Origin of the sequence: Alicyclobacillus hesperidum subsp. aegles, from assembly GCF_027923525.1 — a bacterium.
In the GTDB taxonomy this organism is placed as follows: domain Bacteria; phylum Bacillota; class Bacilli; order Alicyclobacillales; family Alicyclobacillaceae; genus Alicyclobacillus; species Alicyclobacillus aegles.
The window spans coordinates 1-21279 of record NZ_BSBJ01000001.1 but is presented as its reverse complement, the minus strand read 5'-3'; the positions used below and the strand labels follow the sequence as shown (position 1 = coordinate 21279).

The window sequence follows — 21279 nt, the reverse complement described above, 5'->3', positions numbered from 1 at the left end:
CTCCACGTACGATCACGGCAAGTCCAGCAGATGTCCCAACTTGTCTCGTTTCGTTCGCAGGTATAGTTCGTTGTGCGGGTTGCGATCCACCTGTAACGGCACGCGCTCGACGACTTCAAGTCCATGTCCAGCAATGCCGCGCAACTTGCGCACGTTGTTGGTCAACAGCCGCATTTTGCGCACGCCGAGATCGCGCAAAATCTGCGCACCGATGCCGTAATCGCGAAGATCGTCAGGAAAGCCGAGACGGTGATTGGCTTCCACCGTATCCGCTCCCTCATCCTGGAGGGCGTAGGCACGAATCTTGTTGAGAAGCCCAATCCCGCGCCCCTCCTGCCGCAGATACAGCAATACACCTTTGCCCGCTTCAGAAATTTGCCGCAATGCGGCGTGCAACTGGGGCCCACAGTCACAACGAAGCGAACCAAATGCATCGCCGGTCAGACATTCCGAGTGCACCCTGACAAGCGTCGGTTCGCCGTCTGTCACATCGCCACAAACAAGCGCAATGTGCTCTTTGTCATCGACCTCATTGGTATACACAACGGCCCGAAAATCGCCGTATGCGGTCGGCAAGTTCGCCTCCGCTTGGCGACTCACCAGTTTTTCCGAGCGCTTGCGGTAGGCAATGAGGTCAGCGACGCTGATTAGCTTAAGGCCAAATCTCTGTGCCACTTCTTCCAGCTGTGGAAGACGCGCCATCGTGCCATCTTCATTCAAAATTTCACAGATGACGCCAACCTCTGGTTCACCGGCAAGACGAGCGAGATCGACAGCCGCCTCGGTATGCCCGGCTCGCCGCAGGACACCGCCAGACTTTGCAATGAGCGGGAAGATGTGACCTGGCCTGCGAAAGTGCTCCGGTTTCGACGTCTCGGAGACAATCGCCGCGATCGTCTCCGCGCGCTCATAGGCCGAAATTCCTGTATGTGTGCTTGCAGCATCGACCGAAACGGTAAAGGCCGTGCCAAAGTGGTCGGTATTGCGTTCAATCATCTGCGCGAAACCAAGGCGCGCCGCCCGCTCCGAGGTGACCGGCACACAAAGAAGGCCGCGGCCGTGCGTGATCATGAAGTTGACAACCTCTGGTGTGGCTTTCGCACCAAGGGCAATAAAATCGCCTTCGTTTTCCCGATCCTCGTCATCGACGACGATCACGATGCGCCCCTCGCGCAGATCGGCAATAGCTGCTTCAATCGAATCCATACCTTCACCCCCGCGATCTACAATTCACGCAAAACCATGCCGCGCCAGCATGTCTAACGTAATTCCACCTGTTGTTGAGCCTGGGGCTCCTTCATGCTCGACGGCAGCCCCTCCCATCAAGAGTCGTTCAACGTATTTGGCGACGATATCACACTCAATGTTCACGATTTCCCCAGGCCGTACGCCGCCAAATCGCGTTGCACCGCGCGTGTGAGGGATGATGGAAACGGAAAATGCCTGGCCGACAACGCGCATAATGGTGAGACTCACACCATCGACACAAACGGAACCTTTGTCGACCATGTATCGGATGAGTGCAGGATCGACCTCAATCACCAACACGCGTGCAATGCCGTCTTGGCGCACCTCGCGCACGCGGCCTGTCCCGTCGATATGCCCGGAGACGATATGCCCACCAAAGCGCCCGCTGGCAGACATGGCGCGCTCGACGTGAACCGCGTCTCCAGCCTGCAGGCGACCAAGGTTGGATCGGCGCAGGGTCTCAGGCACAGCCGAGACAAAGAAATGATCTCCCTGCATGCGCTCGACCGTGAGACAGACGCCATTGACGGCAATGCTATCCCCCAACTGCATGTCTTCCATAATTTTGTCCGCTGCCAGTTCAAACGCGGCGCCATGTGGGCTCGCATCGACGCGAACGACGTGCGCCAACTCCTCGACCAACCCTGTGAACATGTTCTCACCTCCTCACGGCGCGTACTTCACGCGACCTGTGATGCAAAGATCATCGCCAACTTGACGCACCGCAACATGATGAAGGGCAATCGCTTCGGCCATAGACTGCGTGGCTGCCCCCAGAAACGGCGGCAAGCCATTTAACAACAGCTTCGGTGCCACGTAGAAACACACGTCATCGATGAGCCTATCCTGCAAAAACGCCGCCGCGAGCGTCGGGCCGCCTTCAAGCAGAATCGAGTTCAGCCCAAGCGCAGCTAATTTGGGCAATGCCGCCGCGAGCGAAATGCGGCCTGCTTCCCCGGCAACCGGGAGCCAAACAACCTGCCCTGCCGCCTCGATCTCCTGCACCCGCCTTTCGTTGGCAAATGCGGATGTGGTCGTCACAATCACAGTTTGCCCGGGTTCGGCGAGCATGCGTGCCGAAGCTGGCAGCCGCAGCCCAGAATCAAAAATCACGCGAAGCGGCTGCCAATCGCCAGCCTGCTCGGCGTCTGAATTGCGCACGGTCAATCGCGGATCGTCCGCCAAGACGGTTCCAATACCGACGGCAATACCGGGGTGCTCCATGCGCAAACGCTGCACGTCCGCGCGTGCAAGTGGACCTGTGACGTACTGGCTGTGGCCTGTGTTGGCGGCCACATGGCCGCTTAAGGTCAGCGCTGCCTTGTAGACGACAAGCGGCCTGCCCGATTGCAGCCGGTGAAAGAAAGCGCGGTTGAGTGCGCGAGCTTCGTCTTCTAGCACGCCGACCGTCACGTCGATCCCGCGATCGCGAAGACGTGCAACGCCACCCCCGGCCGTGCGGGGATCCGTGTCGAGCACGGCGACCACGACGCGTTTGATGCCGCTTGCCAAAATCGCCTCGCTGCACGGCGGTGTGCGCCCATGATGATTACAGGGTTCGAGCGTTACATAAATCGTCGCACCTTGCGCTTTTTCCCCTGCCATCCGCAAAGCATAGACCTCCGCGTGCGGGTCGCCTGGTTTTAGATGCGCCCCTTGCCCGACGATCTCGCCGTCTCGCACGACAACCGCGCCGACGCGGGGATTTGGCGAGGTTTGCGCGCCGCCAAGACTTGCCACCGCAAGCGCATAACGCATAAAATGCTCGTCCACGTGCAGTGAAAACACCCCCACAAACAACAACAAGCGCCCCTGCATCGACAGGGGCGCTCACAAACCACGATGAAATAACCGAACGACCAAGCCAAGGCGAGATAGACACGCCAAATCCACTTGGTTCGATTCCTTCTTTCATCCGGACTGTACCGTCGGTACTGGATTCTCACCAGTTCCTGCCTATCTGGCTCGTGGACTCGCCGAACCTGTGTCGGATCACCACCGATCGGGAATTGGCCGCGTGGCCTCACCCTGCCCCGAAGGATTGATTCACTTGAACATCCTTTATCATGACGAATTGCGGCAAGTTTCGCAAGCAAGTGCTTACCTATAGTTGGACCTCATCCGGTCTTTCTGTGTCATGACCGGCTTTCCGGCGTGCCGCATCTCGTTCTCTGTACTGCCCAAGAAAGAGGGCAAGTAGAATCATGACGCCACCAATGTAAAAATACAAGGATGGGCGCTCATGAACGATCGCGATCGCCAATAGCACGCCAAATACCGGCTGCAGATAAAGCGTAATCGCCGCGCTGGCGACATCGTGATCTTGCAGGACGACAATCCACACGAGGTATGCGCCTGCGGTTGCAAGTACAGCCAGGAAAACGAGGCTCCAAAAGCTCGCAGGCGAAACATGATGTGGCCAGGGGTGGCCACTGGCCCAAAACAGCGGGACACACCCGACGCCGCCCGCTAAGAGCATGATGGACGTCGCACCCGTCGCCGGCACGTCGGCAGTCAGACGCCCAGACACCGCATTATACACGGCATAACATACAACCGCACATAGCATGAGTAAATCGCCCGCGAGATACCCCGATACGCCCGGCCGAGGACAACCCGCAACGACCCACGCGCCGACTGCAGCAAGGCCCATCGCGAACCACCTGCGCGGACCAAGGCGCGTATGGAAGATAACGGACGACACCAAAAGAGTGAGCAGGGGCTCAAGCGCGATTGAAACCGCGCCCAGTGCGGGTGAGGATATGTGGATCCCGATGGTTTCCATCGTCACAGGAAGCGTAAAGCCGAGCAAGCCAAGAAGGGCGATGCGGATGGCCTTTGCCAAGCTCCATGAATTGCTATTTCGCCGATGAGCGAATAACGCCGGCGAAAGCAACAATCCCCCGACCAGCATGCGCGCCATGACGATGAGGGTGGGCGCAATCGACTCGGCGGCAATACTGGTTGCCGTAAAGCTGCCAGACCAGATGAGGTTCGCAAGGATTAACAACGTAAACAAAAACCATTTTGGCATACGCAACGACCGGCCTCCATCTCTCCGTAGCCTATGCTACGACTTCGGCCGGCCGTTGCCAACTGGAAATCTTAATAGAGATTTGAGGAAAAGGTGGCATGCGGAAGTCCGGTTATGAAATCGGAAATAGCGTCGGTTTGGCATAACGCGCTTTTCGCTCGCGGCGCGCTTGCTTTTGCAGTACCAGGTAGTGCTCCGTGACGAACGTCAGCGCATAACCTTTACGTTCCAGCTTGCGGATTACATCGCCAACGGTCATTCCGAGATAGTCCGCAATGACCACCTGTTCATCCGAACTGCTTCCCGCTGTGACGACAATTTCCGCACTCCCGGTCGCCATTTGGCGCAAGATGACAACCACGGCATTCACCTCCATGGTACATCGAATGCGCAAACGGAACGTCCAAGGTAGGGCGTGTGCCCTGATGTAGGTGTGGCGATGTCCGATTTGTTTTCGTCCAACATGGCCATTGACAGGGTTCGGAGGACTGGCTGAATGACTGTGTGACCATTATGTGGACCTCATCATTACGGAATGCTTGCACAGGAGTGGGAAGTTTAAAGTTTAATGTAAACAATTAGACCGAGAGGAACCACCTCTCGGCCCTTCAAGCGTATATTCAAAAACAACATTTTCTGCGAGCAGAGCGCAATTTAAAATGTAACGACATCCTTCCCAGGTACGGTCTATAAATGGAACGTTCGTGCCGTGATTCCCACACTCGAGAAAACCTTAACGGTATGCAGGCAACCAGTCGCCATGTGCTTCAATTAAATCGTCACAAAGCGATACAATGTCGTCGATCGACAACTCTGATGAAGTATGAGGATCTAACATTGCGGCATGGTAAATCGCGTCCCTGCGCTTCGTTATAGCGGCTTCTATAGTTAATAACTGTGTGTTGATATTGGTTCGATTAAGTGCGGCGCACTGTTCAGGTAATCGGCCTACATATGTGGGAGTTACTCCACTCGCATCGACCAAGCAAGGGACTTCCACGCAGGCTTCCCTTGGCAAATTTTCAATGAGGCTAGTGTTCATCACGTTTCCTCCAATTTTAAACGGAACGTTTGTCTCCATAGCCTCCATAATGTATGATGCGTACTCATGACTTCGAGTGTGTGTAATGTTGTTGTTCTCAACCAAACTTTCCCTCATCTGTACCCACTGGTTAATCTGAGAAACGCATCGACGAGGATATTCATCTAGTGGTATATTGTACCTATCAATCAATTCCGGATATCTATGCTTGATAAAATAAGGATGATACTCAGCATTGTGTTCCGAGGACTCTGTCACATAGTACCCGAATTTATCCATAATCTCGAATCGAACCATGTCGGAATGCTTTTGTTTTTGCTTTGCCCGCGCACGACGTTTAATCTCAGGATACAAGTCCTCCGCTCCACGCTTAATTTCTAAGAGCCACGCCATGTGGTTAATACCAGCAATTTTGTATTCGACACCGGCTGGATCCATTTCGAGAGCTTCAAATAAATGCGGAACACATACTTGCACACTGTGACATAATCCAACAGTACGTATTCCTCCATAAGTAATCATTACATTCGTCAGTACTGCCATTGGATTCGTGTAATTAAGGAACCATGCATCGGGACAAACCTCGTGCATATCCTCCGCTATTGACAGCATCACCGGGATGGTTCGAAGGGCCCGAAACAGGCCGCCTATCCCAACTGTGTCACCAATGGTTTGTCGCAATCCATATTTCTTCGGAATTTCAAAGTCTGTTACAGTACATGGCTGATAACCACCCACCTGAATGGCATTAATAACGTACTTGGCATTCCTCAATGCCTCTTTGCGATCTTGATATGCACGAATGACCACATCCGATCCTGTTTGCACCTTTAGGTTATTCAGCATTCTCTCAGAATCTTTTAATCGTTGATCGTCAATATCGTATAGTGCGAACTCAAAGCCATTCAGCGCGGGCGTTAGCATACTATCACCGAGGACATTCTTTGCAAACACCGTGCTACCTGCACCGATAAATGTGATCTTATTCACGCAAATCACTCCTAATCAGTTAATCAATGAGGTTTATTTGAACCATTAGAGAGCACCCTAAATGCTAGCCCAGATCATACGTTGTACGCTTACCTACGAAGCGCATTTGAAATAAGGTTACTAATAGAATCACCACGAAAAGTATTACAGAGAGAGCTGCTGCATATCCCATGTGGAAGAATTGAAACCCTTGTTGGAAGATATAGAAATTGTATACGTTTGTTGAGGTTCCAGGCCCCCCTTGCGTCATTACATATACCGTGTCGAACACTTGAAATGAGCCGATTACACTCGTAACAAGAACGAATAGAAGGGTGGGTCTTAATAAAGGTAACGTAATCGAGAAGAACTGCCTTACTTTTCCTGCACCGTCCAGCTCAGATGCTTCATACAGGTACTTTGGAATACCTTGTAGACCGGCTAGAAAAAATAACATGTTATAACCAGTCCATTGCCATATATTAACCAAAGCAACGGCTGGCAATGCTTCTGTTGGTGATGCAAGCCACTGCAGGCGTGGTAAGCCTATACTTGACAATAGCGCATCGAAAACACCTGATGTCGGATCAAAAACCCATTGCCATACGACAGAGATTGCTACGGGCGCAGCCAGCCATGGCAATACGAATAGTGCCCGAAATATCCCCATCCCTGGCAACCTGCGATTTAACAACAACGCAAGCATGATAGCTACCACAGTTTGTAGCGGAATATTAAGCAATACGTAGTACGCTGTAGTCACAATTGAGTGCAAGGCAATCGGGTCATGCAAGATATCAACATAATTGTGTAATCCGACGTAGTTCGGAGGCGATAGCATATTCCATTTAAAAAAGCTGATTACAATGACAGCCAATGCCGGGACCAGCATAAATGCCATTACGCCTACGAAACTAGGAAACACTAAAAGGTAAGGCGCTAAGGAACGAGACATTTTTTCACGCATAAGTGATTTATCGCTATGGACTGTACGAGTAGATATAGTTGTACTCATTCCACCATCTCCGTACTTGAGATCTACGTGAGCGCGGGAGGAGACTCCTCCCACCTCACTACTGGCCCCCTGCCAATGCTCCATCGGCTTGCTGAACAGCCTGTTGCAAAGCCTGTTGGGGAGATACCTTGTTCAGCCACATCAAGTCAAACTCCTTATCGATTGCATTTTCCGCCTGTCCCCAGTTTTGCGTAATTGGAAAACTGATTGTTTTCCCCTTCGACTCGGTTAGAAATGGCGTCACGTCTACGCCTTTCTTGGCCCAAGCTTTTGCGAACAGAGGAGCCTCCGAGGGTATTCCAGGCCAAACATACCCTCCGCCAGCTAGAATTTTCTCAGATTGTGGACTTGCCAGCCATTCCTCCAATTCCCACGCTTGTTTTGGGAACTTTGTTTTTGCATAAATAGCATCTGACAAGCCATTCATAACCGAAACACGTCCTTTAGGACCAACCGGCAACAAAGCAATGCCAACATGAAATTTGCATGAACTGACAACAGGTGTTAAGTCCCAATCTCCATCCGTGTACATGGCTAACTTCCCTTGCTCGAAAAGGCGTTGAGCATTTGCCCCCCCATTTGCAAGTGTTCCTTCCGATCCCGGTGGCGACACATGATACTTATAGATGAGGTTCATAAGGCTTTGCATTGTCTGCACACCCTGAGGTGTGTCCATCAATACCTGCGTGCCAAACTGCTTATTTAAAACCTGCACACCGTTCTCCGCCAAAAAGTTATAATAAAAAGACTGATTGGAATTGTATGACATAAAACCGTATTGTACAATCTGGTTAGGGTTAAATCCCGGCTGTCCTGGGTGTTTCCCGTTTTTATCCACAGTCATCTGCTCAGCTGTTTTTACAAGCGTTCCGCCCGTAGATGGATTCCAAGTCAGGTTGGTGGGTGGAGCAACATGGTCCTTTGCAAACAAATCTTTGTTATAGAAAATCGCGATAGTATCCCAATCCTTCGGCAACCCGTAGATATTGCCTTGATACTCATATTGCTTGACGAGATTTGGGTAATACTGTTTGAGATCTACATGCGATTGCTTAATATACGGTGTAAGATTCAGCAACTGTCCATTCGTTACGAAGGTCGGAAAGTACGTAACGTGGTCCCAAAACAAATCTGGAGCAGTTCCTGCGGCCATCTCCGTCTGAAGCTTCTGCCAATATTGAGACCAAGGATACTGCTCAATTTGTACCTTAATGTTGGGATGAAGCTTTTCAAAAACGGCAATCGACTTTTTGTAACCGATTTCTTCATTTGGATCCCACAACATGTAACGCAACGTGACTACGTGAGACGTTGATGCATTTTCCTGTGACTTTAATGGACTGGTCGAAGTATCATTACTTACTCCACAACCAGCTAAGGTTAATAAACTGACAGCAGGAATCACAGAGAGTATTTTCTTTTTCAATTTCATAGCTTAGATCCCCCGTTTCTAACGTGTTTAGTGAAAGCAAATGCGCACTGGGTAGAACGTCTCAATAAATACTAACCCCCATCACCTCCCAACTGTTATTTAAGACCTGTGAGTTGAATCGATTCGATCACATATCGTTGGAAGAATAGGAACAAAATCACCAAAGGTAAGAGAGCAACTGTCGCGGCGGCCATCATATAATTCCATTCAGTCCCATACTGCATCTGGAACGATGCAATACCGACACTTATCAATTTCATCTGATCGCTATTTGTTACAATGAGTGGCCACAGGAAGTTATTCCAAGACGATACAAAGGTTATAATGGCTAGGGTCGAAAGTATTGGTCGACTAAGCGGGATTATAATTTGGACAAATGTACGCAAAATCCCCGCTCCATCCAAACGCGCAGCCTCCTCTAACTCAGCGGGTATCGTAAGAAAAAACTGTCTTAGCAGAAAAATACCAACCGGCGTCCCTAGAACCGTTGGAGCAATAAGGGCATAATACGTGTTAATCCATCCCAAATACTTCATCATGATGAATAAAGGTATTAGTGTCACGATGTTGGGCACCATTAACGTGCTCAAATAAGCTAGAAAAATGGCGTTTTTCCCTCGGAAATCAAGTCGGGCAAACGCGTACGCAGCCAGTGATCCGAACACAACTTGCCCAGCCACGCTAACCACAGCAACAAATAGCGTATTTAACAGATATCTACCCAAATCCACGCTTTGAAATATGTGTACATAGTTACCCCAGTCAGGATGCGTCGGTAAGCTGAAGAAATGAGAACTAAATACTTGATTCTCAGGCTTTAACGATGTTAGGATTGACCATAGATAGGGGAAAACTGATATAAAGGCACCTATAATTAGCACAATATACGTTACAACGTTCCCCACAAACCGTCTTCCTCTTCTAGACGAACTTCTCATTTGACACGATCACCTCCACCTAGTCTATACAGGTAGCGACGACGCCTGCCTGTGTGTTTCAGACCCACAACTTTCCCGCACGATTAACTGAAACGGCATGACTACTTGCAACGGAGTAGATTGCTCCAGCGGATTCACCAGCATGCGCACACCCAATCTCCCCATCAGTTCCGGATTCACGCGAATTGTCGTCAGAGAGGGTGTAACATAGGGGGCCATCTCGATATCATCAAACCCCACAACAGCCACATCCTCAGGAACGCGAAGTCCGACCTCCGACATAGCTCGAATGGCACCAATCGCCATCGGATCACTAGCTACAAACACAGCTTGTGGTACCTGCCTTTTTTCCAATAACGCACACATTGCCTCGTAGCCACCCGCCGTTGACCAGTCCCCGTGAAAAATTGAATCAGCTGCATAATTTGTGTGCTGTTGCATGTACTCTGTAAACGCTGCCTCTCGGTAATCAATGCCAAAGTGTCGAGTGCCCCCAATATAGGCAATATCAGCGCATCCAAGAGATTGAAGGTGACGAAGTGCAGCAAATACGGCTCCACGAAAGTCAACAGATACGGAAGGAAATTTCGATGTATCAGGACAATAATCAAGAAAGACGAGTTTTTGTGGATGATTATTCCAATTTCGCGTGGCTTCCCCGCCGATTACCAGTACCCCGTCATATTCCTCCAAGGTTTCATTGTCTAGACACGTCCCCGGACTAAGGTAGCGTTTAGTCGGCGGTTCGATCCCCATCACCTGGCACTCCATTTCGATTCCTCGAATCATCGGCCAGAAATACGGATCATCACGTTCTTCTTCCTCGCAATGATAATCAGCCAGCAGAATTTTAGTCACATTCTGCTTGGTTTTTAACCTGCGATGTTTTAGTGTGTAATTTAGTTTCTTCGCGGTCTCAATCACCCTCTGACGCGTGGAATCAGGCACCGACAGCGTACTATCGCCATTAAGGACCCTTGAGACAACAGCAATTGACACGTGGGCAGCGTTCGCAACATCCTTCATCGTGGCCATTCCTAGCTCATCCCCTACTACCTACATCTATATTTTTACTAAAATGTGCTACAACCTGAGTAAAATATATCACTTAAAGAATGCGCTTTCAACATTTTTTTATCGACTCGTTTCGATAAAATTAATCTCTTTTTTTACTCAGGATTGGTTCGCGAATTTTCCACAAAGCTTACGCAGCATCGTTTTGCCTTTTTCCGCAGGATGATTGAAAATGGCCTTTAAGGCACAAACCCTTGGCAGTTTTCGTCCACAGTTTTCATACTTGAGATGGGAGACATGCAACATGCAAATGCGCAAGCTGGGCTCACGGGGTCTTACGGTTTCAGCCATCGGCCTTGGCTGTATGGGAATGTCGGACTTTTACAGCCACCGTGATGATGAAGAATCGATCCGCACGATAGAACGCGCCATTGAACTTGGCATCAACTTTTTCGATACCGCCGACATGTACGGCGTCGGAGAAAACGAGCGACTCGTCGGAAAGGCACTGCGGCCCTATCGGGACAAGGTTGTGATCGCGACGAAATTTGGCAATGTACGCGCAGCGGACGGAACGTTCCTCGGCATCAACGGGCGACCGGAATACGTGAAAGAGGCATGCGACAACAGCTTACAACGTCTCGGCGTCGATCACATCGACCTGTACTATCAACACCGCGTCGATCCTTCTGTCCCCATCGAAGAAACGGTGGGCGCGATGGCCGAACTCGTGCAAGCCGGCAAAGTGCGCTATCTCGGTTTGTCAGAAGCGGGCGCGGAAACGATCCGGCGCGCGCATCAAGTACACCCGATTGCGGCTTTGCAAACGGAGTATTCGTTATGGAGCCGAGATGTGGAAGACGATATCCTTCCTGTAGTACGCGAATTAGGAATCGGATTTGTGGCCTATAGCCCGCTTGGGCGCGGCTTCTTGACAGGCGAAATCACGCGCTATGAAGATCTGCCCGAAGACGACTACCGCCGCAACTCGCCACGTTTCCAAGGAGATAACTTTGCAAAAAACTTGCAACTCGTGGCTAAAATCCGCCGTATGGCAGAGGAAAAAGGATGTACACCTGCCCAATTGGCTATCGCGTGGCTGCTGGCACGAGGAGAGGACATCGTCCCCATTCCTGGGACGAAGCGGCGCAGGTATCTGGAGGACAACTTCGGAGCCTTACGCGTGCAAGTTACCGCCGACGATCTCGCAACCATCGACGAAATCGCGCCGAAAGGGGTAGCCGCAGGCACTCGCTATCCGGAAGCCAACATGAAAACGCTCGGGCTTTAAGCCCGAGCAGCCAAGACGGCAAGCACGTCGGTCGGCGATAACCCCGCATTGCGCCACAGCACCATCAAGTGATACAACAAATCGGCCGACTCCGCTGCCAACTCCCCCTGATCCCCGCCACGGCATTCATAAGCCACCGCAGCGAGTGCCGCCTCCGTCGCCTCTTCGCCTACCTTTTTACCGATCCGCAAGGCACCATGCTCGAACAAGTAAGTCGTGTAACTCCCTTGCGGCCGATTGCGATAGCGTTCGTCAATCGTCTGCCAAAGGTTATCAAGCACCCGCCAATCCATCTGCAGTGGTGCACCACGGTCCGCCTCAGCCATCGCCGACTGTGCCATCGCCGAGTTGACCCAACCCTTTGCAGTTACAATCGCGTCATCGCCTGATCTTGCGTCTTCCTGTTCCTGAACAACACCGCGAGGAATCGCCCCTTCGACGCTACCATGTGTCAGTCGCCGGTAAAAACACGTGTCCTCGCCCGTGTGACAAGCTGGCCCATGTGGACGGACGAGATACAAAACGGTATCGCCATCGCAGTCGAGGCGCAGTTCGACGACCTCTTGCACGTTGCCGGATGTGGCACCTTTTCGCCAATATTCCTGGCGCGATCTGCTCCAAAACCACGCATATCCTGTCGCAAGCGTCCGTTTCAGCGCCTCGCGGTTCGCATAGGCAAGCATGAGCACGGTGCCCGTCTCTGCATCCTGCACAACGACCGGAACCAGCCCAGTTGCCGTATCGTAGCGCACAGCGGCAAGGTCGATCTCGCCTTTTACTCCACCCATCGCACAGGCACCCCTTTCTCGCGGAGATACGACTTCACATCGCGAACACTCGTCTCAGCGAAGTGAAACACACTCGCCGCCAATGCCGCATCTGCCATCCCTTCGGTTAATACATCGAAGAAGTGTTCCTTTGCCCCCGCACCGCCGCTGGCGATGATCGGAATGTTGACAGCACGCGCCATTGCACTCGTCAGCTCAAGATCATATCCAGCTCGCGTACCGTCCTGGCGAAAGCTCGTCAATAATATTTCGCCCGCTCCCAATTCGGCGGCGCGCTTTGCCCACGCGATCGCGTCGCTACCCGTGCTAACTTTGCCCCCTTGCAGCATGACTTCATAGGTGCCGGTTTGCGCATGAAGGTTAGCATCGATGGCGACGACAACGCACTGTTCTCCGAAGCGGTGCGCCGATTCTTCGATGAGGTGCGGATTGCGGAACGCACCTGTGTTCATCGACACCTTGTCTGCGCCAGACAAGAGCAACGAACGCACATCTTCCACGGTCGATACACCGCCGCCAACCGTCAGTGGAATATTGACCTTCGCGGCGACTTCTTCCACGACCTTGCGCGTCGCCAACCGGCCTTCGCTCGACGCGGAAATGTCGAGCAACACCAGTTCGTCGGCTCCGGCGTCGCAATAAATCTGAGCCAGTTCGACCGGATCGCCCGCATCACGGCGGTTGTTGAGGAAACCAACGTGTTTGACCACGCGCCCATCGAGCACGTCAAAACAGGGGATGATGCGTTTGGTCAACATCAAACCCCATCTCCTTTCAGCGCAAGCTCCTGCATAATGCTGCGCAGGTCGAGCTTGCCGTCGTATAACGCCTTGCCGACGACAGCGCCGGCGAGCCCTGCTGCCTTCGCCGCCAAGATGTCGTCGCGTCCGCTGATGCCACCGCTTGCAATACTCCACAACCCCGCCTCTTGCACCGATCGCGCCAGTTGGAGATTCGCGCCTTTCCCGGTTCCGTCGCGATCGACATCAGTGACTAAGGCGTGTAAAACACCGACTTTGGCGAGTTCATGCGCGAGATCGACGATGGGGGTATTGGTTTGTTCAAGCCAACCTGTAACCGCCAATTTGCCTCCCCGGCCATCAAGGCCTGCGACGATGCGGCGACCGCCAAATTCGGAGGCGAACTGGGCCATTTGTTCGATGTCCCGCGAAACGGTGCCAAGCACGACACGTTCGACCCCAAGATCTAGCCAACGAGCGATGGCGTCGCGGTTGCGAATGCCACCACCGACCTGGACGGATGCTCCGTAAGACCTGGCCGTTCGCACGATGTCTTCGACGGTCGACGCGTTGACACTTGCGCCATCTTTCGCGCCATCGAGATCGACAACATGCAAAAAGCGCGCACCTGCTTCGCACCATTGCTGCGCCACGGCAGCGGGATGTTGGTTGTACTCGGTGCGCTGTTCATAGTCGCCTTGGTACAGCCGCACACAGCGACCACCGAGCACGTCAATGGCCGGAAACAGAATAAAGTCCTGGCTCACCATGGCGACGACACCTCCGCCCTCTCGAGTTCGGTCAACCGCACAAAATTGCGGAGGATGGTTTCGCCGACCTTGCCGCTCTTCTCTGGGTGAAATTGAGTTCCGTAGACGAGGCCGCGCCCAACGACGGCCGGCACTTCGATGCCGCCGTAGGAGGCCGCCGCTATGACGTCGCTTGCCTCATCAGCCTGCACATAATACGAGTGGACGAAATAGACAAAATCCCCGATGGCAACGTCTTGTAGCAACGGATGATGGCTTTGCACACTGGTCAAATCGTTCCATCCCATGTGCGGCACTTTCGCCGTTGCCGGGAACCGCACAACCTGCCCAGGCAAAAGCGCCAAACCGGGATGCTCGCCGTGTTCAAACGACACTTTGAACAAGAGTTGCATGCCAACACAAATACCAAGGAGCGGGATGCGCGAAGCGACAACCTGTTCCACAACGGAGACCAGCCCGGAAAGGCGCAACTGTGTCATAGCGTCGCCAAACGCACCGACCCCCGGTAAAATGACGCCCTGCACGGACCCGTCTGCATCTTTGCGGAGATTGTCCCACGCCTCTTTATCTGAAATGACGACGGCTTCGCGTCCCACTCTTCGAAGCCCGCCAAGGACACTGTGCAAATTGCCGATCCCCGGATCAAGGACGACGATCATTCAAGCACCCCCTTGGTGCTATTGACGCCTCCACCCGTCAGCGTGACAGCTTCGCGCAGCGCTGCGCCGAACGCCTTAAACAGGGCTTCCACCATGTGATGATTGTTTTCGCCATAGAGGACGGCCAGATGCAAAGCCATGCGCCCCTCGTTGGCGACAGACTTAAAAAACTCAGCCACCAATTCGGTAGGAAATGTCCCAATGCGCGTATCGCTAAACGACGCCTGAAGTACAAACGCCGGCCTTCCCGACAGGTCGATCACGGCGCGCGCCAATGTCTCGTCCATTGGCGTGTGCCGCTCGCCGTAACGGCGAATGCCTCGCTTGTCGCCAAGCGCGATCGCGATTGCACGACCGAGACAGAGGCCGATGTCCTCGACGAGATGATGATCGTCGACGTCAACATCGCCATCGGCTGTGATGTCGAGATCGAACGAGCCGTGCACGGCAAACAGATGTAACATATGGCGCAAAAAGGGTACGGGAAAAGCGAGCGATACGCGACCTGTTCCGTGCAAATGAAGCGCAAGATCGATCTTTGTCTCGCCCGTCTCACGCTCGACATGTGCACTATAGGTGCGTTGAGCATCAGCGGTCATTGTGGTCAGCCCCCTGTCGGACGAGGATGGAACGCGCGTGAGCCGTCAAGCCTTCCGCCTCGGCCAACGCGACGATATGGCGGGCATGTTTGGCAAGCGTTTTTTGACTATAGGCAACCACGCTCATGCGCCGCAAAAAGTCGTGGGTGCCAAGCCCGCTGGCGTAGCGCGCACTACCGTGGGTTGGCAAAACGTGATTGCTGCCCGCAAAATAGTCACCCACAGGCTCTGGCGTCGCTTCGCCAAGGAAGACAGCCCCCGCAAAGTGAATCGACGACAGCAGTTCTTCGGGGTGGTCCACCAACAATTCCACATGCTCCGGCGCCAATTGGTTACAGAGATTGGCTGCTTCGGCCAACGATTCAACATGTACCAACGCCCCCCACCTCGCCAAAGCCTGCTGGGCGATCTCGGCGCGCGGGAGATCCACAAGCTGGCGCTCGAGTTCGTCGGCCACTTGCTCCAACAGCACGATCGACGGGCTTACGCATAAGGCGCCAGCCTCGGGGTCGTGCTCCGCCTGCGCCAGCATGTCGGCCGCAATGTAGCGAGGATTCGCCGCCTCGTCGGCGATAATCAACACTTCACTGGGACCTGCAATGGAATCGATACCGACGTCTCCCATAACGAGTCGCTTTGCGAGTGCCACGTAAAGGTTGCCTGGGCCGACAATTTTGTCGACGCGTGCAATCGTCTTGGTCCCGTATGCCAAAGCCGCCACCGCTTGCGCCCCGCCCACGGCATAGACTTCATCGATACCAAGCAGATGAGCCGCCGCTAACACTTGCGGATGCGGCAGCCCCGTCGGCCCCGGCGGCGACACAAGCGCAATCTCCGCGACACCTGCGACCTGTGCCGGAATCACGTCCATCAGCACGGTCGATGGGTACGCCCCGCGCCCCCCAGGTGCGTATACGCCGACACGGCGAAGCGGTCGCCAAACAAGACCGAGTTGCTCGCCGTCGTCTCCGTATAGTGTGAAATCTTCCGGCCACTGCGCCTCGTGATAACGCCGAATCCGATCCGCCGCCAACGCGAGTGCCTCCCGCAATTCAGGCGCCAATGCCTCAAACGCGGCCTGTAGCGCTGCTTGCGGTACGCGCAACGAAGCCCCCGGTTGCTTGTCCAACTTGGCGGTCCAGTCGTCCACCGCCGCATCGCCGCGCTCGCGCACATCGGCCACGATAGCCGCCACCTGCCGGAGTGCCTCTTCGTTTTCCGTCGCCCGTCGCTCCCACGTAAAGTCGCTGCGTTCAACCACGTTTAAGCGCATGTGCCTGTCCTCCTCGCTGTTCGATTGCCGCTTGCAAGCGGTTTGCCATGGCCAAAATATCATCGTGCTTCATGCGGTAGCTGGAGCGATTGGCGACAAGTCGCGCCGAGATGTCGGCAACTTCGTCAAACACCACCAGGCCGTTGGCCGCGAGCGTCGCACCCGTTTGTACGAGATCGAAAATGCGATCCGTCAAGCCGATCACGCTCGCCAATTCAATGGAACCGGAAAGCGGTACAATCTCGACCGAGTGCCCAAGTGCGCGGAAATAGCGATCCGCAAGCTTCGGATACTTCGTCGCCACGCGGCGCGGTTGAGTTGCGCGATCGCCCTCTAGCCCGGCGACACACAGCCGACAGCGAGCGACACCGAGATCAAGCAACTCGTACATCTCCCTATCCTGCTCAAGCAACACGTCCTTGCCGACGATCCCGACATCGGCGACGCCATAAGCAACATAGGTTGGTACATCGGCAGGCTTCGCGAGTAGATAACGCAGCGGAGGATGGCCATCCCAGGGCACTTCGAAGACGAGTGCGCGGCTTTCGTCCATATCTTCTGGCAGCGGGATGCCAGCTGCACGCCATAATGGCAACGCATCTTCTGCCGTTCTTCCCTTGGCGAGTGCGACTGTCAGCATCAGGCATCCCTCCCACTCTTGGCTGTTGCCTCAAGCACGGCAAGCACGCGTTCGACCTCAAACGTGAAGCCAATAGCCGCCGCAGGTGCGCCAAACTGGGCAAGCAGTTCATCATAGCGACCGCCAAGCGCAATGGGTGCACCAACGCCGTGTGCAAATGCCTCAAAGACAATGCCTGTGTAGTAATCCATATCGCGATGGAGTGTGAGGTCAAATGTCGTGCAGTGTGGAGCTAAGCCAGCCGCGGCGAGCGCGTCCGCCAATTCGCACAAATACCCCCACGCATGTACCACTTCAGCCGCCGCTTCGCGATCAGGTGCGGCGTGGAGCAAATCGTTTAATTCCCTCGCCGACTGCTCGCGATTGACGGCGCCTCTTTGCAGCCCCTTGCGTTCCGGCGACCAGCGCAGCAGCCTTGTCAAAATGTCACCGCACGCTGTAGCAGCGCGATCGACCGTCTGGCGAAATAGAACGTAGTCGCCCGTTGTCAGGCACTGCAAGAGCTGAAGGCTCACGTCGTGCGGAAAGCCAAGCGCCTGCAACAGTTTCGGCACAAAACGAGCATGACTGACGACAATTTTGTGCTCGGCGATGCCCGCGCGCGTTGCGGCATCGTGCAACCACGTGAGCAATGCCGCGTCTGTCGTCACGCTGCCCGGTTCGCCAATCCATTCGACGCCGACCTGTGTCGACTCGGCCGCTTTGCCACTGGCCCACGAAAGTGAAGCGGGATCGCTCGTTCGACGGTACACGCGTTCACAGTAGCACCAGCGAATAGGCACGCGCCCACTCGCAACACGCGGTGCTGCCATACGTGCGATGGAAGGCGTCATTTCGGGGCGCAAAGCGATAGCATTCCCGCCGCCGTCAAACAATTGAATCCAGTCTCGCGCCGCCTCACTCGATCTCGCCCGCAACAGCGTGTCGACATATTCAAATAGGCCACTGGTCACCGGCTGGCAACCTGCTTCCTCAAAAAACGAAAGGAGCCGGGACTCGACATCCCGCCGCCTTTTTGCAAAATCAGGGTAACCATCCTGCATGCCTGGTGGCCTCTCGGCAAAACCTTGCGCCGCCGCAAAGGCTACAGAGCCTGCTCCTCCGATGAACAAATCGTTTGCCACGCTAACTCACCACGCCATCTCTATCTATCCTGGGTCACTGCCACGGATATGGGTGCACCCATATGCATTGTTCAATCACTTTACTTCGCTAATGTGCTAAAGCAAGCATATATGAAGATCCGCGTATTTGCAACCCGTGAGATTGGGCAAGCATCCGCTGCGATCGCGACACAGGCCGCATACAGTATTGCACCGGACAGTACAAGGAGGGATTGGATCAGTGGTCAAATACATCGTGCAACGCGGAGACACGCTTGGCAACATCGCGGTGAAATACGATACAACGGTCTCTGACATCATCCGGGCCAACGGCATCAAAAACCCAAACATGATTTATCCGGGCCAGGTGCTGCGCATTCCGTCGAAACATTACGAGGATGCCAAAGAGCACAAACACATGATGCATCATCACATGGATAAGTCAAAGTATTGGTAATCGTTCTCGTCAGCATCGAGCAACAGAACGGTTGAACAGGGATTTGCATGATGACGAGAGTTGAGGCGTAAGCGTCAATTCAACCCCACATGGCGTTGGCCCTCCCGTTGCTTGAAAATGTCCTCATCAAGCCACGGGAGGGTTCTTGTATGCGAGATCACATGTCTCACCAAGGGCGCCGTGAACTTTGGCGCGAGCGCATCGCCGACTTCACCCAGGAATATCACGTCACCTCGCCTGTGGGCCCACGGATATGCACAAGTCCATCGACAGACTTGCGGCCTTGGTCCAGGCGTCGTTTCAGCTCGACCCGTTTTCGTCTTGCCCGTTTGTCTTCTGTAACCGGCAGTGGGACAAGCTCAAAATCCTGCACTGGTTTCACAACGGGTTTTGGCTCTACTACCGACGCTTAGAGCGCGGCCGGTTCGCTTGGCCGGAAGTCAAGGACGCGAAAACGCTCATCATCACGCGCCGGGAGTTGAACTGCTTATTAGACGGCCTGCCCCTCGAACAACCGAAAGTGCATCGAGCCGTTCACGCGCGCTCCGCCATCTGAGGGCACAACAGAGGATTCCGATCCGCGGTATCGAATGCGTAAGGCATGTCCATCACAAACGGAACCGTCACGATCCAACAACAAGAATATGACGTCCTCAAGGCTTTGGAGGTTCAAAATGCGCAACTACGCCAGCATGTGGGGTACCTGGAGGAGCAGGTGCGTTTGCTGCGCCACCGTTTATTTGGTGCATCGAGCGAGTGCCGGACGAAAGTGTCCTTCGACGCGGACGGTGTGCAGCTTTCGCTCTTTAACGAAGCTGAGGTAGAGGTCGACTCCTCCCCTGTCGATGCTTTGGAAGAGGAGCCCGAGGCCGAGACGGAAGTCATCACGTATGAGCAGAAGAAGCCCCAAGCTAGGGCACGGGAGGTTTGGCTGTGGGCGCGTCCAGCGGATGAAGTGGTGGAATACCCCCTGCCAGAGGATGAGCAAGTGTGCCCGACGTGTGCGGGCAAACTGCGCGAGATGAGCCGGGACGTGTCGCGGCGAGTGAAGATCATCCCGGCGCAGATGCGGACGGTCGAGTACGTGAGGTATGTGTACGCGTGTCGGCACTGCGAAACCCATGATACGGAGACACCTGTGTTGCGCGCGCCGATGCCTAAGCCGGTTCAGGCGAAGAGCATGGCGACGCCGGAGGCCGTGGCGTACGTGATGACGAAGAAATTCGTGGTCGGGATGCCCCTGTACCGGAAGAAGTGGCAATTTGCGCGGCACGGATACCCGCTGTCTCGTTAAACGCTCGCGAATTTGGTGGTGCATGCCGCCGAGACGTGGTTGAGACCCGTGTACGAGCGCCTACATCGCGAGCTTCTTCGACGCCGCTATCTCCATGCGGATGAAACGACACTGCAAGTGCTGCAGGAAGATGGATGCCCCGCTCAAACGCAGTCGTACATGTGGCTGTATCGCAGTGGGCAGTGGGCAGGACGGCCCACCAATCGTGTTGTATGAGGACCAGGAGACACGAGAGGTGGGGCATCCGAAGCGATTCCTACAAGGTTTTCATGGCTATCTGCATGTGGATGGCCACGTGGGGTACGAGGGTATCCCGGATGTGGAACTCGTGGGATGTTGGGCGCATGCCAGGCGAAAGTTGGACGAAGTCTTGAAAGCTGTGCCCGTGAAGGAGCGAAAGGGAAAGACGGCCGCCGAAGAGGCCCTGTCGTACTGCAACGCGCTGTATGCGATAGAAAAGAAACTGAAGGGCGCATCGCCCGAAGAGAGATGTCGTGTGCGGATGGCGCAAAGCAAGCCGATCCTGGACGCGTTCTTGGCATAGCTGGAAAGACAGGAACGACAGGTGTTGCCGAAAAGCGCGTTGGGCCAAGCGGTGAGCTACTGTCTGAAGCAGTGGACGAAGCTTGTGCGGTATGTGGGAGACGGGCATCTCGAGATCGACAATCGAAGCGAACGGTCGATTTGCCCGACAAGGATGCCCTAGATGCGCTGTTGCCCTGGTCGAAGACACTACCGGCTGAAGTTCGACGCGGAACGTGAACGAAACACAGAAAAGGCCCTGCCAGATCGATGGCGGGGCTTTCTCATGATGGCGATGCCACAAGCAAAGGTAGAGTAAAGGGGCTGTCCCAAAAGTGCCAAGCGCACTTAGGGGGAGCCCCTTATTTATGAAAATCTGTTTGAATGTTGCCCTACATGTCCACAAAAAGAATCGCCCTTCCGGTAAAATGTAAGTGCGAACAAACATCAA

Annotated in this window: 23 protein-coding genes, 1 pseudogene and 1 riboswitch; of the genes and pseudogenes, 6 read left to right on the top strand and 18 right to left on the bottom strand. The window is 54.1% G+C overall.

Annotated features, from left to right (window positions below; translation table 11 throughout):
• Positions 1-12 precede the first annotated feature (12 nt).
• The 10 genes from QMF38_RS00120 to QMF38_RS00075 all read right to left on the bottom strand — a co-directional run bounded on the left by QMF38_RS00120 (position 13) and on the right by QMF38_RS00075 (position 10704).
• Positions 13-1206, bottom strand: a complete 1194-nt coding sequence (locus QMF38_RS00120; protein WP_006447431.1) for a bifunctional 3,4-dihydroxy-2-butanone-4-phosphate synthase/GTP cyclohydrolase II — start codon at positions 1204-1206, stop codon at positions 13-15.
• Positions 1207-1230: 24 nt separating this feature from the next.
• Positions 1231-1902, bottom strand: a complete 672-nt coding sequence (locus tag QMF38_RS00115) for a riboflavin synthase (RefSeq protein WP_058094180.1) — start codon at positions 1900-1902, stop codon at positions 1231-1233.
• Positions 1903-1914: 12 nt separating this feature from the next.
• Entirely contained in the window at positions 1915-3066 is a 1152-nt protein-coding gene (ribD, locus tag QMF38_RS00110) for a bifunctional diaminohydroxyphosphoribosylaminopyrimidine deaminase/5-amino-6-(5-phosphoribosylamino)uracil reductase RibD (protein WP_281758154.1), read from the bottom strand.
• 81 nt (positions 3067-3147) lie between these two features.
• Positions 3148-3293: riboswitch (FMN riboswitch) on the bottom strand.
• A gap of 59 nt (positions 3294-3352) precedes the next feature.
• Entirely contained in the window at positions 3353-4282 is a 930-nt protein-coding gene (locus QMF38_RS00105; protein ID WP_083496012.1) for a DMT family transporter, read from the bottom strand.
• Positions 4283-4394: 112 nt separating this feature from the next.
• Positions 4395-4643, bottom strand: coding sequence for a hypothetical protein (locus QMF38_RS00100; protein WP_232302170.1), 249 nt, complete (start codon positions 4641-4643; stop codon positions 4395-4397).
• Positions 4644-5015: 372 nt separating this feature from the next.
• Positions 5016-6314, bottom strand: a complete 1299-nt coding sequence (gene melA, locus QMF38_RS00095) for an alpha-glucosidase/alpha-galactosidase (RefSeq protein ID WP_281758152.1) — start codon at positions 6312-6314, stop codon at positions 5016-5018.
• Between the two features lie 64 nt (positions 6315-6378).
• Entirely contained in the window at positions 6379-7308 is a 930-nt protein-coding gene (locus tag QMF38_RS00090) for a carbohydrate ABC transporter permease (protein WP_281758150.1), read from the bottom strand.
• A gap of 58 nt (positions 7309-7366) precedes the next feature.
• Positions 7367-8740 (bottom strand): ABC transporter substrate-binding protein, encoded by a 1374-nt coding sequence (locus QMF38_RS00085; protein WP_281758148.1) that lies wholly within the window; start codon positions 8738-8740, stop codon positions 7367-7369.
• A gap of 95 nt (positions 8741-8835) precedes the next feature.
• Positions 8836-9645 carry a carbohydrate ABC transporter permease gene (locus QMF38_RS00080; RefSeq protein WP_232302171.1) on the bottom strand — a complete coding sequence of 270 codons (810 nt, stop codon included), beginning with the start codon at positions 9643-9645 and terminating at the stop codon, positions 8836-8838.
• Positions 9646-9702: 57 nt separating this feature from the next.
• Positions 9703-10704 (bottom strand): LacI family DNA-binding transcriptional regulator, encoded by a 1002-nt coding sequence (locus QMF38_RS00075; protein WP_281758145.1) that lies wholly within the window; start codon positions 10702-10704, stop codon positions 9703-9705.
• Between the two features lie 292 nt (positions 10705-10996).
• On the opposite strand from QMF38_RS00075, the gene QMF38_RS00070 reads away from it, so the two are divergent.
• Positions 10997-11983 carry an aldo/keto reductase gene (locus QMF38_RS00070; protein ID WP_281758143.1) on the top strand — a complete coding sequence of 329 codons (987 nt, stop codon included), beginning with the start codon at positions 10997-10999 and terminating at the stop codon, positions 11981-11983.
• On the opposite strand, the gene hisIE is transcribed toward QMF38_RS00070, so the two are convergent.
• Genes hisIE through QMF38_RS00030 form a run of 8 tightly spaced genes read right to left on the bottom strand, consistent with a single transcriptional unit; the run spans position 11980 to position 18576 of the window.
• Entirely contained in the window at positions 11980-12771 is a 792-nt protein-coding gene (hisIE, locus tag QMF38_RS00065; RefSeq protein WP_281758141.1) for a bifunctional phosphoribosyl-AMP cyclohydrolase/phosphoribosyl-ATP diphosphatase HisIE, read from the bottom strand. The two genes, QMF38_RS00070 and hisIE, sit on opposite strands and share 4 nt — an antisense overlap.
• Entirely contained in the window at positions 12759-13529 is a 771-nt protein-coding gene (gene hisF / locus QMF38_RS00060) for an imidazole glycerol phosphate synthase subunit HisF (RefSeq protein WP_281758139.1), read from the bottom strand. Before hisF ends, hisIE begins: the two co-directional genes overlap by 13 nt.
• Positions 13529-14281 carry a 1-(5-phosphoribosyl)-5-[(5-phosphoribosylamino)methylideneamino]imidazole-4-carboxamide isomerase gene (hisA, locus tag QMF38_RS00055; protein WP_281758137.1) on the bottom strand — a complete coding sequence of 251 codons (753 nt, stop codon included), beginning with the start codon at positions 14279-14281 and terminating at the stop codon, positions 13529-13531. The genes hisF and hisA overlap by 1 nt, the downstream gene beginning before the upstream one ends.
• The gene (hisH, locus tag QMF38_RS00050) at positions 14275-14940 is read right to left on the bottom strand and encodes an imidazole glycerol phosphate synthase subunit HisH (RefSeq protein WP_281758135.1); all 666 of its coding nucleotides are present in this window, start codon (positions 14938-14940) and stop codon (positions 14275-14277) included. The genes hisA and hisH overlap by 7 nt, the downstream gene beginning before the upstream one ends.
• Positions 14937-15539: an imidazoleglycerol-phosphate dehydratase HisB gene (gene hisB / locus QMF38_RS00045; protein ID WP_281758133.1), complete on the bottom strand. Its 603-nt coding sequence runs from the start codon at positions 15537-15539 to the stop codon at positions 14937-14939. Before hisB ends, hisH begins: the two co-directional genes overlap by 4 nt.
• Entirely contained in the window at positions 15529-16812 is a 1284-nt protein-coding gene (gene hisD / locus QMF38_RS00040; protein WP_281758132.1) for a histidinol dehydrogenase, read from the bottom strand. Before hisD ends, hisB begins: the two co-directional genes overlap by 11 nt.
• On the bottom strand, positions 16793-17452 hold the full coding sequence (hisG, locus tag QMF38_RS00035) for an ATP phosphoribosyltransferase (protein ID WP_281758130.1): 660 nt from the start codon (positions 17450-17452) through the stop codon (positions 16793-16795). The genes hisD and hisG overlap by 20 nt, the downstream gene beginning before the upstream one ends.
• Entirely contained in the window at positions 17452-18576 is a 1125-nt protein-coding gene (locus tag QMF38_RS00030; protein WP_281758128.1) for an ATP phosphoribosyltransferase regulatory subunit, read from the bottom strand. The genes hisG and QMF38_RS00030 overlap by 1 nt, the downstream gene beginning before the upstream one ends.
• 220 nt (positions 18577-18796) lie before the next feature.
• Between QMF38_RS00030 and QMF38_RS00025 the strand changes: the two genes are divergently transcribed.
• From QMF38_RS00025 to QMF38_RS00005, 5 genes and pseudogenes are all read left to right on the top strand, one after another.
• On the top strand, positions 18797-19012 hold the full coding sequence (locus tag QMF38_RS00025) for a LysM peptidoglycan-binding domain-containing protein (RefSeq protein ID WP_058094195.1): 216 nt from the start codon (positions 18797-18799) through the stop codon (positions 19010-19012).
• Positions 19013-19199: 187 nt separating this feature from the next.
• Positions 19200-19568, top strand: coding sequence for an IS66 family insertion sequence element accessory protein TnpB (gene tnpB, locus QMF38_RS00020; protein ID WP_281758125.1), 369 nt, complete (start codon positions 19200-19202; stop codon positions 19566-19568).
• Positions 19569-19613: 45 nt separating this feature from the next.
• Positions 19614-20306, top strand: a complete 693-nt coding sequence (locus QMF38_RS00015) for an IS66 family transposase zinc-finger binding domain-containing protein (RefSeq protein WP_281758124.1) — start codon at positions 19614-19616, stop codon at positions 20304-20306.
• Between the two features lie 15 nt (positions 20307-20321).
• A complete protein-coding gene (locus tag QMF38_RS00010; RefSeq protein WP_309298683.1) occupies positions 20322-20522 on the top strand; it encodes an IS66 family transposase in 201 nt (66 codons plus the stop codon).
• Positions 20437-21012, top strand: a pseudogene (locus QMF38_RS00005) (IS66 family transposase). Before QMF38_RS00010 ends, QMF38_RS00005 begins: the two are co-directional and overlap by 86 nt.
• Positions 21013-21279 lie beyond the last annotated feature (267 nt).

Bases quoted from the DNA above. Each gene is read 5' to 3' on its own strand.
- QMF38_RS00120 (WP_006447431.1), bottom strand. From the start codon at position 1,206: ATGGATTCGATTGAAGCAGCTATTGCCGATCTGCGCGAGGGGCGCATC.
- QMF38_RS00115 (WP_058094180.1), bottom strand. From the start codon at position 1,902: ATGTTCACAGGGTTGGTCGAGGAGTTGGCGCACGTCGTTCGCGTCGAT.
- ribD (WP_281758154.1), bottom strand. From the start codon at position 3,066: ATGCAGGGGCGCTTGTTGTTGTTTGTGGGGGTGTTTTCACTGCACGTG.
- QMF38_RS00105 (WP_083496012.1), bottom strand. From the start codon at position 4,282: ATGCCAAAATGGTTTTTGTTTACGTTGTTAATCCTTGCGAACCTCATC.
- QMF38_RS00090 (WP_281758150.1), bottom strand. From the start codon at position 7,308: ATGAGTACAACTATATCTACTCGTACAGTCCATAGCGATAAATCACTT.
- QMF38_RS00085 (WP_281758148.1), bottom strand. From the start codon at position 8,740: ATGAAATTGAAAAAGAAAATACTCTCTGTGATTCCTGCTGTCAGTTTA.
- QMF38_RS00075 (WP_281758145.1), bottom strand. From the start codon at position 10,704: ATGAAGGATGTTGCGAACGCTGCCCACGTGTCAATTGCTGTTGTCTCA.
- QMF38_RS00070 (WP_281758143.1), top strand. From the start codon at position 10,997: ATGCAAATGCGCAAGCTGGGCTCACGGGGTCTTACGGTTTCAGCCATC.
- hisIE (WP_281758141.1), bottom strand. From the start codon at position 12,771: ATGGGTGGAGTAAAAGGCGAGATCGACCTTGCCGCTGTGCGCTACGAT.
- hisF (WP_281758139.1), bottom strand. From the start codon at position 13,529: ATGTTGACCAAACGCATCATCCCCTGTTTTGACGTGCTCGATGGGCGC.
- hisA (WP_281758137.1), bottom strand. From the start codon at position 14,281: ATGGTGAGCCAGGACTTTATTCTGTTTCCGGCCATTGACGTGCTCGGT.
- hisH (WP_281758135.1), bottom strand. From the start codon at position 14,940: ATGATCGTCGTCCTTGATCCGGGGATCGGCAATTTGCACAGTGTCCTT.
- hisB (WP_281758133.1), bottom strand. From the start codon at position 15,539: ATGACCGCTGATGCTCAACGCACCTATAGTGCACATGTCGAGCGTGAG.
- hisD (WP_281758132.1), bottom strand. From the start codon at position 16,812: ATGCGCTTAAACGTGGTTGAACGCAGCGACTTTACGTGGGAGCGACGG.
- hisG (WP_281758130.1), bottom strand. From the start codon at position 17,452: ATGCTGACAGTCGCACTCGCCAAGGGAAGAACGGCAGAAGATGCGTTG.
- QMF38_RS00015 (WP_281758124.1), top strand. From the start codon at position 19,614: ATGTCCATCACAAACGGAACCGTCACGATCCAACAACAAGAATATGAC.